The following is a 13,973-nucleotide window of genomic DNA, read 5'->3' as shown; positions in this document are numbered from 1 at the left end:
ATATTAAATTTCAATTATGATAAAAATAAACTTAAAAATACAGTTCTTACTTTTTGTTATTTGTCTATTTTTTATTGGTTTAGGTATAAATAGTATTTTAGCAACAGGTTTTCAGTCAGGCGTAAATCTTTTCTATCAAATTTCACCAATAATACCTTTTGCATTTTCAGCTTTTATATTTGGGCAAAATATTTATTCCAAAAGAGCTTTACAAAAATAATTATCACAAACAAAAAAGGCATCAATTTTCATTGACGCCTTTTGTATATTTAGAAAAAAATATTAATATCCTCCTCTGTTTCCACCACGGTCATTTCCACCACGGTTGTTTCCGTAACCTCCGCGGGAATCACCTCCACGGTTGTTATTGAAGCTTCTTCTTTCACCTTCAGGTTTTGGCTCAGATTTATTAACCACAATTGTACGACCCTGAACAGTAGCTCCATTCAATTCATCAATTGCTTTTTGAGCTTCCGAATCATTTGGCATCTCAACAAAACCAAATCCTTTACTTCTTCCAGTAAATTTATCAGTAATGATTTTTACTGAATCTACTGCTCCGTAAGCCTCGAAAGACTCTCTTAAATCTGCTTCCTCAATACTGAATGGAAGGCTTCCAACAAAAATGTTCATATGTACTTATTTATGATAATGTAGCAAATGTAGTCTTATTTTTCTGCAATCTACTATATATTAGTTTATTTATGTTTTTATTTTGATTTTTTTCAAAAAAATCTACAAAGCAACAGCCTAACAAATTCTAAGAATTATGGTAACAATTCTACAATAGTAAAACTAAAGGACAAATCTTATTTTAGCAGATAATTGAAAACAAAAAAGATAAAAAATTAAAAAAAATCATCCGAAACATATTTAATCTGCTTTTAAACGTACAATTAACAAAAAAAGTTTATCTTTGCGCCCTTAATTAACAGAGGTCGAGTACCTCAAAATTTAATCATACGATTATGTCAGTAAAAATTAGATTACAAAGACACGGTAAAAAAGGAAAACCTTTTTACTGGGTTGTAGCTGCAGATGCACGCTCAAAAAGAGATGGTAAATACTTAGAAAAAATCGGTACTTACAATCCAAACACTAACCCGGCAACTGTTGAGTTAAACCTTGACAGCGCAGTAAAATGGTTGCACAATGGTGCTCAGCCAACTGATACTGCTAGAGCTATCCTTTCTTACAAAGGTGCTTTATTGAAACACCACCTTGATGGAGGTATCCGTAAAGGGGCTTTGACTCAAGAGCAGGCAGACGCTAAATTAGCTGCTTGGTTAGAGGCAAAAGCTGGAAAAGTTGATGCTAAAAAAGATGGTTTATCAAAAGCACAAGCTGATGTTAAAGCTAAAGCTTTAAAAGCTGAAAAAGAAGTTAACGCTAAACGTGTAGCTGCTGCAGCTCAGGCTGAAGCTGACGCTATCGCTGCTGCATCTGCTGCAGAGGCTACAGAAGAAGTTGCTGAAGTTGAAGCCGCTACTGAAGAAGCTCCTGCTGCTGAAGAGAATAACGAAACAACTGAGGCATAATTTTAGTTAGCGATAATGCGTAAAGAAGAATGTTTTTATTTAGGTAAAATCGCTAAAAAATTTAGTTTCAAAGGTGAAGTTCTGATCTATTTAGACACGGACGAACCTGAGTTATACGAAAATCTGGAATCAGTGTTTGTTGAACAAAACAAACATCTGATTCCTTTTTTTATTGAAACAAGTTCTTTACACAAAAGCGACTTTTTAAGAGTTCGTTTTGAAGATGTAAATACCGAAGATGATGCTGATGCTCTAGTTGGCAGTGCCATTTATCTTCCTTTGACTATGTTACCAAAACTTACAGGTAACAAATTTTATTTCCACGAAGTTATTGGTTTCGAAATTGAAGACCAGCGTTTAGGCGTATTTGGAAAAATAACTTCAATTAATGATTCTTCTGCCCAGCCACTTTTTGAAGTTTTAAATGGCGAAGTCGAAATACTAGTTCCAATGATTGATCATTTCCTTGTAAAAATTGATCGTGACAATAAAAAGGTAATTATGAATCTTCCTGAAGGATTGGTAGAAATGTACCTTTAGAAGGAAATTCCAAACTTTAAATTCCAAATTCCAACTTTTAAAAGGAAAATATCAATATTGAAATTCCAAATTCCAAAGTTGAGCATCAAATTTATTTATTTTACAATTTGAAAGAAAAAGATTATTTTTTTCTTGTTTTTTTCTATTTTTACAACACAAATTGGAATTTTTATTATGCCCAAAACCCTATAATCTAGAAGAAAGAACTTTTCTATTTGCTAAAGAATGTAGAATCTATATTAGAACATTACCAAAAACCATTTCGAATATTGAAAATGGAAAACAATTAGTTCGTTCTTCTGGCTCCGTTGGAGCAAATTATATTGAAGCAAATGAAAAATTAGGCGACAAAGACTTTTTATTTCGTCTTAAAATTGCAAGAAAAGAAGCTAAAGAATCTAAATTTTGGCTTCAATTATTAAATGACCTAAATCCAGATCAAATCAATTTATCTGAATCTCTATTATTCGAAATAGAAGAACTAAAAAAAATTCTATCTGCAATAATTACCAAAACATCAAATTAAATAATTCCTATTTTAATATTATTTTTGCCATTCAATCCATCTCAATTGGAATTTGGAATTTTCCCCAAAGGTTTGGGATTGGAATTTCCTTTTAAAAAATTGGAATTTGGAATTTAAAGTTTGGAATTTATTTAATTTTTATGTTTCAATTCAAGCAATTTTCTGTTCAGCAAGATAAAACCGCTATGAAAGTCGGAACTGATGGTGTTTTATTAGGCGCATGGGCCCCTGTAAATCATAACCCTTTTAGTGTTTTAGACATTGGTGCCGGAACCGGAATTATAGCTTTGATGTTAGCTCAGCGAACTCATGCTGAACAAATTGATGCTTTAGAAATTGATGAAGATGCTTATGAACAAGCAACTGATAATTTTGAAAATTCTCCCTGGGGTGATCGTTTGTTCTGTTTTCATGCCGGGCTGGACGAATTTATTGAGGAACCGGAAGATGAATACGACTTGATTATTTCAAATCCTCCTTTTTACTCTGAAGATTATAAAACCGAAAATGAACAACGGGATTTGGCACGTTTTCAGGATGCAATGCCTTTTGAAGAATTGGTTGAAGCGGCAGACTTATTGCTTTCAGAAAATGGAATATTTGCAGTGATTCTTCCATTCAAAGAAGAGAAAAACTTTATAGCTTTAGCCAAAGAATCTGAATTATACCCAATCAAAATTACCCGTGTAAAAGGAAGTCCAACTTCAGAAATCAAAAGAAGTTTACTCGCTTTTAGCCGAAATGAAAATCAGGAAACTGAAATCGATGAATTAATTATCGAAATTGACAGACATGTTTATACACCCGAGTATATTGAGTTGACAAAAGATTTTTACCTTAAAATGTAATTCCTCTTTTTTAATTTTTAAGGTTCAAAACACATTATAAAATCTTATTTTTATACTTCTACTATCTTGAGAAGATGAATAAATTAATTTTTACAACATTAACCATTAGTTTTGTTATATTTCTTTATGTAGATTTGTAATTATAAAACTATAGTACCATGAAACCTGACTTATTTCAAGCACCCGATTATTATAATCTTGATGATTTACTAACAGATGAACACAAACTGGTTCGCGAGTCGGCACGTGCATGGGTAAAGCGTGAAGTTTCTCCCATTATTGAAGAATATGCCCAAAAAGCCGAGTTCCCAAAACAAATTATAAAAGGTCTTGGAGAGATTGGCGGATTCGGCCCCTACATTCCTGTGGAATATGGCGGAGCAGGCTTAGACCAGATTTCATACGGACTGATTATGCAGGAAATAGAGCGCGGAGATTCCGGTGTTCGATCTACCTCATCTGTACAATCTTCTTTAGTAATGTATCCCATCTGGAAATACGGAAACGAAGAACAGAGAATGAAATATTTACCAAAACTGGCTACAGGAGAATTCATGGGATGTTTTGGATTAACTGAACCTGATCACGGTTCTGATCCCGGAAGTATGATTACCAATTTTAAGGATATGGGTGATCATTATCTTTTAAATGGTGCTAAAATGTGGATTTCTAATGCCCCTTTTGCAGATATTGCTGTAGTCTGGGCCAAAAATGAAGAAGGCAGAATTCACGGATTAATTGTAGAACGAGGTATGGAAGGTTTTTCAACTCCGGAAACGCATAACAAATGGTCGCTTCGTGCATCATCTACCGGAGAATTGATTTTTGATAACGTAAAAGTTCCAAAAGAAAATCTATTACCCAATAAATCCGGATTAGGGGCACCGTTGGGCTGTTTAGATTCTGCCCGATATGGAATTGCCTGGGGTGCCATCGGAGCAGCGATGGACTGTTACGATACCGCTTTACGCTATGCAAAAGAAAGAATCCAGTTTGGAAAGCCTATCGGAGGAACCCAATTACAACAGAAGAAATTAGCCGAAATGATTACCGAAATCACAAAAGCACAATTATTAACCTGGAGATTAGGGGTTTTAAGAAACGAGGGAAAAGCTACAACAGCTCAGATCTCAATGGCAAAACGTAACAATGTCGATATGGCGATTCACATCGCCCGCGAAGCCAGACAAATGCTGGGCGGAATGGGAATTACAGGTGAATATTCGATCATGCGCCACATGATGAATCTTGAAAGTGTGATTACTTATGAAGGGACACACGACATCCATTTATTGATAACAGGAATGGATGTAACCGGATTTTCAGCATTCAAATAATAACGTTCTATTAAAATATATTGAAAATCAATACCAAAAGCTTCTTCTAACCGGGAAGCTTTTTTATATTTACCAAAAAAATACCACATCATGAATATTGAAACTATCAACAACAGCATTCAGCCTCAAAAGGAAATGCTTTTACAACATTCTTTGTACAATAAAATCCAAAACATCGATGACCTGCATAGTTTCTTAGAAAATCATGTTTTTGCCGTTTGGGATTTTATGTCATTATTGAAGGCTTTACAGGCTAAACTAACCTGTACAACTACACCATGGTTTCCAACAAAAAATCCTGAAACCCGATATTTAATCAACGAAATTGTTTTGGCCGAAGAAACCGATTTAACAATCGATGGAAGAAGACAAAGCCATTACGAAATGTATATCGAGGCCATGGAAGCTTGTGGTGCTGATACAACTGCAATCAACAAATTTTTATCCGAGGTAAATTCGCTTCATAATATTTTTGTTGCCATCAAACAAAGTTCCTTACATCCGGATGTAAAATCGTTTTTAGATTTCACTTTCAGGGTTATAGAACAAGGAAAACCACATGAAATCGCAGCTGCCTTTACCTTTGGACGAGAAGATCTGATCCCGGCTATGTTTACCGAAATCTTAAAAAACTTTCAGAAAAATCTTCCTGAAGTTGATTTAACAAAACTGCTTTACTATTTTGAAAGACATATCGAACTGGATGCCGATGAACACGGACCAATGGCCATGCAAATGATTACAGAATTATGTGGGGATGACGCTCAAAAATGGTCAGATGTAGAAGAAATTTCGATTCTGGCTTTAGAAAAACGCATCGGACTCTGGAATGCCATTGAAGAAGAAATTCTTTTAAAAACAGAAATGGTCTAAAACCAAAATATCTTATTTAACGTAACTATTTGTTTAGAAGTCTGAATCTAATTTTAAACAAATTATGAAATCCCATTTTAAACAAATAGTTGTCGTTATCCTATCCATATTCCTTTTAAGCTGCAGTACTGAAGAAGCTAATCCTGAAACTGCAGTTACTCCTCCGTCTGTAACGCCACCAACAACACCCGTTCCCTCTACTCCAACTAGTCCAATTGCAAAATCGATAAATTATCTGGCATTGGGAGACAGCTACACTATTGGTCAGAGTGTTTGCGAAACCTGTCGTTTTCCGGAACAGCTTAAAATGAGTTTAAAAATGTTCTATTCCCAAACTGATTTTTCACTAAAAATTATTGCCACTACAGGCTGGACTACCACAAATTTAATTTCGGCCATAAACCAGCAAAAACCCGAATCAAATTATGATCTGGTTACTTTATTAATCGGGGTTAACAACCAATATCAGGGAAGGGATTTTTCACTGTATGAAAAAGAATTTCCGGAATTAGCCAACAAAGCCATTATGCTGGCCAAAGGCGATAAAAAAAATGTAATTGTAGTTTCGATTCCTGACTATGCCTATACTTCTTTTGCAGCAAACTTAAGCCAGTCACAAAAAACAAAAATCTCAACAGAAATTGACCAATACAATGCTTTTGCAGAAAGTTACTGCAAAGCAAACCAGATCGTTTTTGTGAATATCACTGACATCACAAGACAAGGTTTAAACAATCCAAATCTTGTTGCTTCAGACGGTTTGCATCCTTCAGAATCGGCTTACGCTTTATTTGTTGAGCGCCTTTTGCCTCAAGTTAAAATAGCATTGCAGGATTAGACATTTTAATTATTTTAAGAAGCAGAAAAAACTCCCATCAGCAATGGGAGTTTATAAAATTAAAATTGGAATCCTTATTATAAATTAATTTCTTTCAAACACTAAATAATCTGATGGGCCATCATCGTCTATATCAGCAACTTCAACTCTGGTATCGGTAATACTAATGATATCCCAATCTTCGTTAAGAATCCTGAAACTTTGCGGATTGGCAAAATAAAGATTCAAATCCAGATCAGTATCCGGCGGCGTATCACGTTCATCATCAGAGATAACAGACCAAGACCCTGAGTAGGTTTGTTCATTTCCGTTTACAGCCAGTACATTTCCATTATTAAAGGTAAAGTTATAGCCGGCAAAATCGGCAGTTTTATTAACACCGCGATCTTCAAATTTTGTAATTCTCCATGTACCAACTGCAAGAACAGAAGTTGCAGGAGTAGGGTCTGTATTAAGTGATTTGTCATCGTCATTGTCACAAGAAGTGGTTAAAACACTTACGGCTAAAAGGGCTAATGCAAAAATTTTTTTTGTCATGATAAAATAATTTAATTTAATATTCTGTTTTTTAAAATTCACAAAGGCTGTTTCGTTGCCTTTGCCTGCTTCTGTATCTATAACCCCTGGCTTATTCTCATCCCTACCAGAAAATATTATTTTTTTTCATCGGTAATAAAAATCGTTATGTAAGCCCTTTAAATAATGAAAGTCACTTATAGGATTATAAGCCAAACTAACTATTGAATTCGTTTTATTAAACAAAGCTAATCAGCTTTCCCTTATCTTTGCAGTTTAATTTAAACCTCCAATATATCAGCATCCCGGCCTAAAAATATTTATTTATTTCAGGTAGGGATTTACCCGTGCGAGGGGTTATAGGTATATCAAGGATACATTTATGTCTAAAAAAGAAATTTACAATACCTGCAGCGAAAATCATTTTTCACTATTTTTTAAAAACCACGAAAAAGCGCTTCGTAATTTTCTATACTATAAATTTGGCAACGAAGAACAGGCATATGATACAGCACAGGAAGCTTTTATCAAATTATGGCAGAACTGCAGCAGTGTTCCATGGGAAAAGGCAAAGTCTTATCTCTATACTGTAGCATTTAACAAATCGCTAAAAGTGGTCGCTCATCAAAAAGTTGTTCTTAATTACGTACAGGAATCACAGCCTGTTACAGCGACAAACGAAAGCCCTGAATTTGTACTGGAAGAAGAACAATTCAGACAAAAACTGTTAAAAGCAATTGATGATCTTAATGAAACACAAAAAGTGGCTTTTCTGATGCACCGTATAGACAAGATTCCTCAAAAAGAAATTGCGGCCACATTAGGAATCAGTGTAAAAGCAGTAGAAAAAAGACTTCATCTTGCCATGCTTGCCTTAAAGAAAAACATAGAAAATTTCAGGTAACTGAAAACAAAAAATAGTACGTTATGAAAGAGGATCATTATTTATCACGTTTACTCAGCAATGATTTATCTGAAGAAGAGAAACAGGCTTTGGGCAAAGATATTGACTGGCAAATGTTTGAAAAAATAAAAGAACATTCTGGTCAGTTGAATGTATCACAAAGAGAGTCCGGCAATATGCTGCAGACTGTTTTAGCGGCACCTAAAAAGAAATCGTTGTTTCAAACGCCTTCTTTTCAATGGATGGCAGCCGCCGCAATGCTACTGTTATTTACCGGAATTGGATTTTTATTCTTAGGAGATTCCCAGACATCTATTTACGCAGCCAGAGGAACAGAGAAAACATTTTTATTCCCGGACGGGTCTCAGGTGAGCCTGAATTCTGATTCGGAAATCAGTTTTAATAAATCAGACTGGAAAGAAAACCGTACGCTTAGCCTAACAGGGGAAGCCTATTTTAAAGTTGTCAAAGGAAGTAAATTCAGTGTTCTAACGTCAAACGGAATAGTTCAGGTTTTGGGGACACAATTTAATGTACGGTCGCGCAGCCAGAGAATAGATGTAGCCTGTTACGAAGGCAGGGTAAGGGTTAGTGAAAAAAATAAGGAACAAATAGTAATCCCGGGCAAAATGGTCACCATAAACAAAGGCAGCTGGCTTGTAAACAAAATAAATGTAAACCAGCCTGAATGGACTGCCAATCAAATTATTTTTCGTGCTGATTTGCTAAATGAAGTTACAGCTGAACTGGAACGCAAATACAATATTAAAATTAAAGTGAGTAAAGTGAATACGACTAAAGAATATACTGGTACTGTACCCGCAGATAATTTAGATATAGCCCTCAAAATCATTGAAGAGACCTTTAACCTTAAGAGAACCCAATTCACTGATGGCAATTATGAATTAATGAAGAAGTAAAATTGTCTAAAAAAGCTTTAGTATTATGTGTTTTATTTTTAACCTGTTGGATGGCAAATGCCCAACAGGCCGGGACTCGTATATCTTTACGCCAAGCTTTACAATCTATTGAGTCCAGATACCATATAAAGTTTAATTATATTGAACATGATATCGCAAATGCAACAGTTACGGCTATTCCTCAGGGCAGTACACAGGAAATCATTGCCAAACTTGCCTTAGAAACAGGTCTTGTTTTTAATCGTATTTCTGATCATTATATTGTTATCAAACCGGCACAAGTCAAAACTTCACAACTTTGCGGCCTTTTATTAGATGCTGATACCAAAGAACCCATTCCTTTTGCCTCGATAGCATTGGGACCGAAACAATCCACACAATCCGACGCAGAGGGTCGTTTTTGTTTTTTTAGTTCCAATGACAAAAACCTGTACATCTCCCATGTGGGTTATAAAGATAAAATTATAGCGGTAAGCACTTTTGGAAAAGAAGGAACAACTACAATTGAATTGTCTGTTTATATCGCCCGTCTCTCTGAAGTGCAGATCATGCATTTGTTAACGCGCGGGATTAAAAAAGACGGAGATGGAAGCTACAAAATCGAATCTAAAAATACAGGGATACTTCCGGGCATGACAGAACCAGATGTTTTTCAGACCATTCAGCAATTGCCCGGTGCTGTAAGTCTTGATGAAACCGTTTCCAACATCAGTTTCCGCGGCGGCACTCATGACCAGAATCTGTTTCTTTGGAACGGCATACGGCTGTACCAGACAGGACATTTCTTTGGCCTTATCTCTGCTTTAAATCCGAATCTATCGCAGTCCTTTACGGTCTACAAAAATGCAAGTCCTGCTCAATACGGACAGGCAGTATCCGGTACTGTAATTATAGAAACGCTGCCCGAATCAGGCGATTTATACGAAAGCTCCTTAGGAATCAATATGCTGAACATCGATTTTAATACTTCATTTAAAACTTCCGAAAAAGCGGACTGGCAATTTAGTGCCCGAAGGTCCATAACCGATTATTTTGCTTCGCCTACTTATAAAAGCTATTTTAAACGAATTTTTCAGAATACTAAAATCACCAACTTGTTTATTGATGAAGATATTGACTATAAAAGTTCAGAAGATTTCTATTTCTACGATATAACGGGCCAGTACAGGCAAAAAATAGGCAAGCGATCCGAACTTCGGATAAACTCCATCCTAATTTCCAACGAGCTCAATGTCAACCAAAGCATTGCTGACAGTAATGGCCCTATCAATGAAAGAAGCAAACTGGACCAGCAGACAATAGCTGGAAATGCCTCTTTCTCTACCAAATGGGAATCCGGTGATGTAACCAAATTAACATTGCATTACACCAATTACAGTATTGATTCACGTGATATGTTTATAGAAAGCAACCGAATCCTTAAGCAGGAGAATACAATACTGGACAAAGGCTACGGAATACATCATAGCCTTGCAGGAAGCAAAAATTTTTCACTTCAGTTCGGCTATCAGCTTAATCATACCAATATTGACAACACTAATAACGATAATACTTTCAATCTTCAAAACAGTAATGAACATCTCCTCTCCCACGCTGTTTATGCACAGGCCGATGCTAACTACAAACAATTTTTGCTGACTGCCGGAATCCGACAAAACTATTTTCAAACCCTTCATACCTTTCGCACAGAACCCCGTTTTTTAATACGCTGCAATTTAACAGATCATTTTGCATTGGAATTACAAGGCGAAATGAAAAGCCAGACTACACAACAAATTGTTGATTTTCAGGAAAATTTCTTCGGCCTGGAAAAAAGAAGATGGACACTTTCTAACGGTAATAATCTTCCGGTTACCAAAAGTTCCCAGCTCTCCTTTGCAGCACACTTCCAAAAGCGTAAATGGCTGTTTACTGCAGAACCTTTTATTAAAAAGGTAGACGGAATCAACAGTATCAGTCAGGGATTTCAGGGGCAGTTTGAGTTTGCCAATACTTTAGGAAAATATACCGTTTATGGAATCGAAACGCTGGTACAAAAACAATGGCGCAATTTTACCGGCTGGATAACCTACCAGTACAACAATAATGAATATGAGTTTGAACGCCTGTACGATCAGGATTTCACCAGCAATCATGAAGTGCCACATGCAATTCGAAGTGGCTTTATTTTCGACAACAAACGCTGGCAGTTTGCGTTGGGCGGAAGCTGGATGTCAGGCAGGTTCTACACCCAGCCCGCTTCGCGTATTCCGGAATTTGATGAAAACCAAAATCCAGTAATTGTATACCGAAACCCAAACAGCAGCCAGCTCAATGACTATTTACAGCTCAATGCATCAGTAAGTTTCACCAGTAAGCTATCGGATAAAATGAAATGCAAGACTGGAATTTCTGTGCAAAACCTTCTCAATTCATCAGAAACCATAAACCGAAGCTACCGAATTAACTCACAAAATTCAACCATCGAAGAGATAAATATCAATGCTCTGGAAAACACCTTTAATGCTTTTGTACGTATTTACTTCTTGTAATTTAGGTTTCATCTTTAAAACCTGTTTTGAGTTGCTACCAAAGTAATTTACCTCTTCATTTATTTTAAGAAGCAGAAAATCAGTTTTCAAAACACCTTTAGTCCCTCTATCCGCTATATCTTTTGTGGTGAACCCCACCACAAAAGGATGCCCCTGCTATCGGGGCTGGGTTAGAGGTTTTGGTTTTTCAAGAAATAAAAAACTCCGTAATTTCAATTTGAAATTACGGAGTTTTATCTCGCAGAGAGGAAGGGATTCGAACCCTCGATACAGTTACCCATATACTAGCTTTCCAGGCTAGCTCCTTCAACCACTCGGACACCTCTCTATTTTGGTTTGCAAATAACATGAAAAAAAATGAGTTAGAAAAGCATTTTTTATAAAATCCTTTCAATACTTGTCTTATTTATCTAAAATAAACCGGCTATAGCGAAATCTCGCCACGCAAAGCCGTTTCAAAAATGGTTTTAAATTCGTTTTGGGGAATCGTAACTGTATGTCCCAGTAAATACATCAATTTGGTAATAGCAGCTTCGGTCGTAATATCTTTTCCTGAAATAACACCTAAAGACTTCAAAGCAGTACTGGTTTCGTATTGCCCCATATTGACACTTCCGCCCGAGCATTGTGTTACGTTTACGATATGCATTCCATTCTGAATTGCTTTCTGAATCAAATTTAAAAACCAGTCTTCGGTAGGCGCATTTCCTGAACCATAGGTTTCCAAAACAATTCCTTTTAAATCTTTAGTTGCTAAAATCGAAGCCAGAACGGTTTCACTCATTCCCGGAAACATTTTTATTATGGCTACGTGATTGTTTAAGTTTTTGTGAACAATCAGTTTTGCATCGGTTTTTACAGGAAGAAATAAATGACGGTTTAATTTTAAATGTACACCAGATTCTACCAATTCAGGATAATTGGGTGCTGTAAAAGCCCTGAAATGTTCGGCATTTACTTTTGAAGTCCGGTTTCCACGGTATAATTTATATTCAAAATACAAACAAACTTCGTTGATTACCGATTTTCCGTTTTCCTGAAGCGAAGCAATCTGAATAGCCGTAATCAGGTTTTCTTTGGCATCGGTACGCAAATCTCCAATCGGCAATTGTGAGCCCGTAAAGACCACAGGTTTTGATAAATTTTCTAGCATAAAACTCAACGCCGATGCAGAATACGACATCGTATCTGAACCGTGCAAAACGACAAATCCGTCAAAAGCGATATAATTTTCCTCGATAATAGTGGCAATTTTAGCCCACATTTCGGGATTCATATTCGAAGAATCAATTGGATCTGCAAACGAAACCGTTTCGATTTCGCAATCCAGTTGTTTTATTTCGGGGATATTTTTGAGCAGTTTTCCAAAATCAAAAGCTTTGAGTGCTCCTGTTTCAAAATCTTTGCTCATACCGATGGTTCCACCGGTATAGATTAAGAGTATTTTAGCTTTAGAAGGCATCCTGATATTTCAATTTACTCACAACAGGATTCGCATACATGGCCAAAAATCCTTGTCTTGCAACGCCATTATCAGTTCCTATTCTTTTCTCTAAACGACGCTCAAAAAGCTGTTTCTCGTTTTCTTTATATAAATGAGAATAGGTATTGGTTTCGTTTAAAATGTCGTATGCGATAAAATTCGTTGGCCATAATTGGTAATTCTGCAAAATAGAATCATCGATTACCTGTGCCAAAGCCTGAATCTGTTTGTTCGAATTATCGTTTTCAGCCACAATCTGATCAATTTCTGTATCCAGAACATCTCCAACAGAAATATGGATTCTTTTTTTGGTTCCCATAATACCGCTTAAAATGGTCATGAAATCCTCGTTTTTATCTTTTACGTAAACTTCGTTATTGGCTTCTGCCATTAATTGCGGCATTTTCAGAACATCGGTTGGGTCATATTCGTATGAAATGGATACCGGAACAATTTTTAATTTCTTAAAATAGTTCATAATATTTTCTTCATCAGAACCCATTCCGATCATTTTTAAAACTCCCGGATTAGTTTCATCATTTCCGTCTTTGGTACGGCCTTCCCTTTGGGCAATCCAAACCGAACGGTTTTCACGAAGCAGTAACTGCCCCATATATTCTGCCAGTAATTTAGAGCTCTGCAGCATTTCTCTTGGTGTCAAACCTCTTAAAACCAAAAAGTTTCTGTTCAGTTTTGCCAATGTGCTCAAAAATGCTTTTTTAACGAGATTGTCTCCAATTGCCGATGCTGTCATTACTAAACCATGTTCGAAAAGACAAACATTCAGTAAAGTCGTATCCAGCAAAATATCACGGTGATTGGATATAAATAAATAAGGCGTATTTTTTTCTAATTTTTCAAAACCCGAAGTCGTAAGTCCTTCTGAACTTTTTTCGAGTACTTTTTGAATGGTCTGATAAATAAAATTGCATTGAAAATCACGAATTGAATGTGTTTTCTTTAATTGTTCTTTCCAGACTTCATCATTTAATTCCGGAAAAGTAAAATTCATCATGGTTTTCATCATCGGATGATTGGCAACTCCATGAAGTGCTTCATTTACTTCAGAATCATAAAATGGTCGAATAGCGTCAAATTTCTGCATTATAAATATCAATT

Annotated in this window: 15 protein-coding genes and 1 tRNA gene; 11 read left to right on the top strand and 5 right to left on the bottom strand. The window is 36.0% G+C overall.

Annotation, left to right across the window (positions count from 1 at the left end; translation table 11 throughout):
- The first annotated feature begins 16 nt into the window (after positions 1–16).
- Positions 17–220 (top strand): hypothetical protein, encoded by a 204-nt coding sequence (locus GXM16_RS00945; RefSeq protein WP_163391830.1) that lies wholly within the window; start codon positions 17–19, stop codon positions 218–220.
- A 62-nt stretch (positions 221–282) separates the two neighbouring features.
- Here GXM16_RS00945 and GXM16_RS00940 read toward each other — a convergent pair whose 3' ends face one another.
- Complete coding sequence (locus GXM16_RS00940) at positions 283–633, bottom strand: RNA recognition motif domain-containing protein (RefSeq protein WP_017494671.1); 351 nt, start codon at positions 631–633, stop codon at positions 283–285.
- 335 nt (positions 634–968) lie between these two features.
- On the opposite strand from GXM16_RS00940, the gene GXM16_RS00935 reads away from it, so the two are divergent.
- The 7 genes from GXM16_RS00935 to GXM16_RS00905 all read left to right on the top strand — a co-directional run bounded on the left by GXM16_RS00935 (position 969) and on the right by GXM16_RS00905 (position 6,500).
- Positions 969–1,538 (top strand): 30S ribosomal protein S16, encoded by a 570-nt coding sequence (locus tag GXM16_RS00935; RefSeq protein ID WP_163391828.1) that lies wholly within the window; start codon positions 969–971, stop codon positions 1,536–1,538.
- A 15-nt stretch (positions 1,539–1,553) separates the two neighbouring features.
- Positions 1,554–2,078, top strand: coding sequence for a ribosome maturation factor RimM (gene rimM, locus GXM16_RS00930; protein ID WP_163391826.1), 525 nt, complete (start codon positions 1,554–1,556; stop codon positions 2,076–2,078).
- 160 nt (positions 2,079–2,238) lie between these two features.
- Positions 2,239–2,604 carry a four helix bundle protein gene (locus GXM16_RS00925; RefSeq protein ID WP_163391823.1) on the top strand — a complete coding sequence of 122 codons (366 nt, stop codon included), beginning with the start codon at positions 2,239–2,241 and terminating at the stop codon, positions 2,602–2,604.
- A gap of 140 nt (positions 2,605–2,744) precedes the next feature.
- A complete protein-coding gene (locus GXM16_RS00920; protein ID WP_163391821.1) occupies positions 2,745–3,452 on the top strand; it encodes a tRNA1(Val) (adenine(37)-N6)-methyltransferase in 708 nt (235 codons plus the stop codon).
- A 158-nt stretch (positions 3,453–3,610) separates the two neighbouring features.
- Entirely contained in the window at positions 3,611–4,789 is a 1,179-nt protein-coding gene (locus GXM16_RS00915; protein WP_163391819.1) for an acyl-CoA dehydrogenase family protein, read from the top strand.
- A gap of 90 nt (positions 4,790–4,879) precedes the next feature.
- A complete protein-coding gene (locus GXM16_RS00910) occupies positions 4,880–5,662 on the top strand; it encodes a DUF3050 domain-containing protein (protein ID WP_163391817.1) in 783 nt (260 codons plus the stop codon).
- A gap of 64 nt (positions 5,663–5,726) precedes the next feature.
- On the top strand, positions 5,727–6,500 hold the full coding sequence (locus GXM16_RS00905; protein ID WP_163391815.1) for an SGNH/GDSL hydrolase family protein: 774 nt from the start codon (positions 5,727–5,729) through the stop codon (positions 6,498–6,500).
- An 84-nt stretch (positions 6,501–6,584) separates the two neighbouring features.
- Here GXM16_RS00905 and GXM16_RS00900 read toward each other — a convergent pair whose 3' ends face one another.
- Positions 6,585–7,037 carry a hypothetical protein gene (locus GXM16_RS00900; RefSeq protein WP_163391813.1) on the bottom strand — a complete coding sequence of 151 codons (453 nt, stop codon included), beginning with the start codon at positions 7,035–7,037 and terminating at the stop codon, positions 6,585–6,587.
- Between the two features lie 361 nt (positions 7,038–7,398).
- Between GXM16_RS00900 and GXM16_RS00895 the strand changes: the two genes are divergently transcribed.
- Genes GXM16_RS00895 through GXM16_RS00885 form a run of 3 tightly spaced genes read left to right on the top strand, consistent with a single transcriptional unit; the run spans position 7,399 to position 11,371 of the window.
- Complete coding sequence (locus tag GXM16_RS00895; RefSeq protein ID WP_163391811.1) at positions 7,399–7,920, top strand: RNA polymerase sigma factor; 522 nt, start codon at positions 7,399–7,401, stop codon at positions 7,918–7,920.
- Positions 7,921–7,943: 23 nt separating this feature from the next.
- Complete coding sequence (locus GXM16_RS00890) at positions 7,944–8,840, top strand: FecR family protein (protein ID WP_163391809.1); 897 nt, start codon at positions 7,944–7,946, stop codon at positions 8,838–8,840.
- Between the two features lie 50 nt (positions 8,841–8,890).
- A complete protein-coding gene (locus GXM16_RS00885; protein ID WP_163391807.1) occupies positions 8,891–11,371 on the top strand; it encodes a TonB-dependent receptor in 2,481 nt (826 codons plus the stop codon).
- Positions 11,372–11,612: 241 nt separating this feature from the next.
- Here the strand turns inward: GXM16_RS00885 and GXM16_RS00880 are convergent.
- The 3 genes from GXM16_RS00880 to GXM16_RS00870 all read right to left on the bottom strand — a co-directional run bounded on the left by GXM16_RS00880 (position 11,613) and on the right by GXM16_RS00870 (position 13,959).
- Positions 11,613–11,699 (bottom strand) — tRNA-Ser (locus tag GXM16_RS00880).
- A 96-nt stretch (positions 11,700–11,795) separates the two neighbouring features.
- Positions 11,796–12,833 carry an asparaginase gene (locus tag GXM16_RS00875; RefSeq protein WP_163391805.1) on the bottom strand — a complete coding sequence of 346 codons (1,038 nt, stop codon included), beginning with the start codon at positions 12,831–12,833 and terminating at the stop codon, positions 11,796–11,798.
- A complete protein-coding gene (locus GXM16_RS00870) occupies positions 12,823–13,959 on the bottom strand; it encodes a 1-acyl-sn-glycerol-3-phosphate acyltransferase (protein WP_163391803.1) in 1,137 nt (378 codons plus the stop codon). Before GXM16_RS00870 ends, GXM16_RS00875 begins: the two co-directional genes overlap by 11 nt.
- Between the last annotated feature and the right edge of the window lie 14 nt (positions 13,960–13,973).

Source organism: Flavobacterium limi (genome assembly GCF_010645075.1).
GTDB lineage: Bacteria > Bacteroidota > Bacteroidia > Flavobacteriales > Flavobacteriaceae > Flavobacterium > Flavobacterium limi.
This window is presented reverse-complemented; position numbering and strand designations above follow the sequence as displayed.

Coding starts and splice junctions, on each gene's coding strand:
- GXM16_RS00945 (WP_163391830.1), top strand. CDS start 17: ATGATAAAAATAAACTTAAAAATACAGTTCTTACTTTTTGTTATTTGT.
- GXM16_RS00940 (WP_017494671.1), bottom strand. CDS start 633: ATGAACATTTTTGTTGGAAGCCTTCCATTCAGTATTGAGGAAGCAGAT.
- GXM16_RS00935 (WP_163391828.1), top strand. CDS start 969: ATGTCAGTAAAAATTAGATTACAAAGACACGGTAAAAAAGGAAAACCT.
- rimM (WP_163391826.1), top strand. CDS start 1,554: ATGCGTAAAGAAGAATGTTTTTATTTAGGTAAAATCGCTAAAAAATTT.
- GXM16_RS00920 (WP_163391821.1), top strand. CDS start 2,745: ATGTTTCAATTCAAGCAATTTTCTGTTCAGCAAGATAAAACCGCTATG.
- GXM16_RS00915 (WP_163391819.1), top strand. CDS start 3,611: ATGAAACCTGACTTATTTCAAGCACCCGATTATTATAATCTTGATGAT.
- GXM16_RS00910 (WP_163391817.1), top strand. CDS start 4,880: ATGAATATTGAAACTATCAACAACAGCATTCAGCCTCAAAAGGAAATG.
- GXM16_RS00905 (WP_163391815.1), top strand. CDS start 5,727: ATGAAATCCCATTTTAAACAAATAGTTGTCGTTATCCTATCCATATTC.
- GXM16_RS00900 (WP_163391813.1), bottom strand. CDS start 7,037: ATGACAAAAAAAATTTTTGCATTAGCCCTTTTAGCCGTAAGTGTTTTA.
- GXM16_RS00895 (WP_163391811.1), top strand. CDS start 7,399: ATGTCTAAAAAAGAAATTTACAATACCTGCAGCGAAAATCATTTTTCA.
- GXM16_RS00890 (WP_163391809.1), top strand. CDS start 7,944: ATGAAAGAGGATCATTATTTATCACGTTTACTCAGCAATGATTTATCT.
- GXM16_RS00885 (WP_163391807.1), top strand. CDS start 8,891: ATGGCAAATGCCCAACAGGCCGGGACTCGTATATCTTTACGCCAAGCT.
- GXM16_RS00875 (WP_163391805.1), bottom strand. CDS start 12,833: ATGCCTTCTAAAGCTAAAATACTCTTAATCTATACCGGTGGAACCATC.
- GXM16_RS00870 (WP_163391803.1), bottom strand. CDS start 13,959: ATGCAGAAATTTGACGCTATTCGACCATTTTATGATTCTGAAGTAAAT.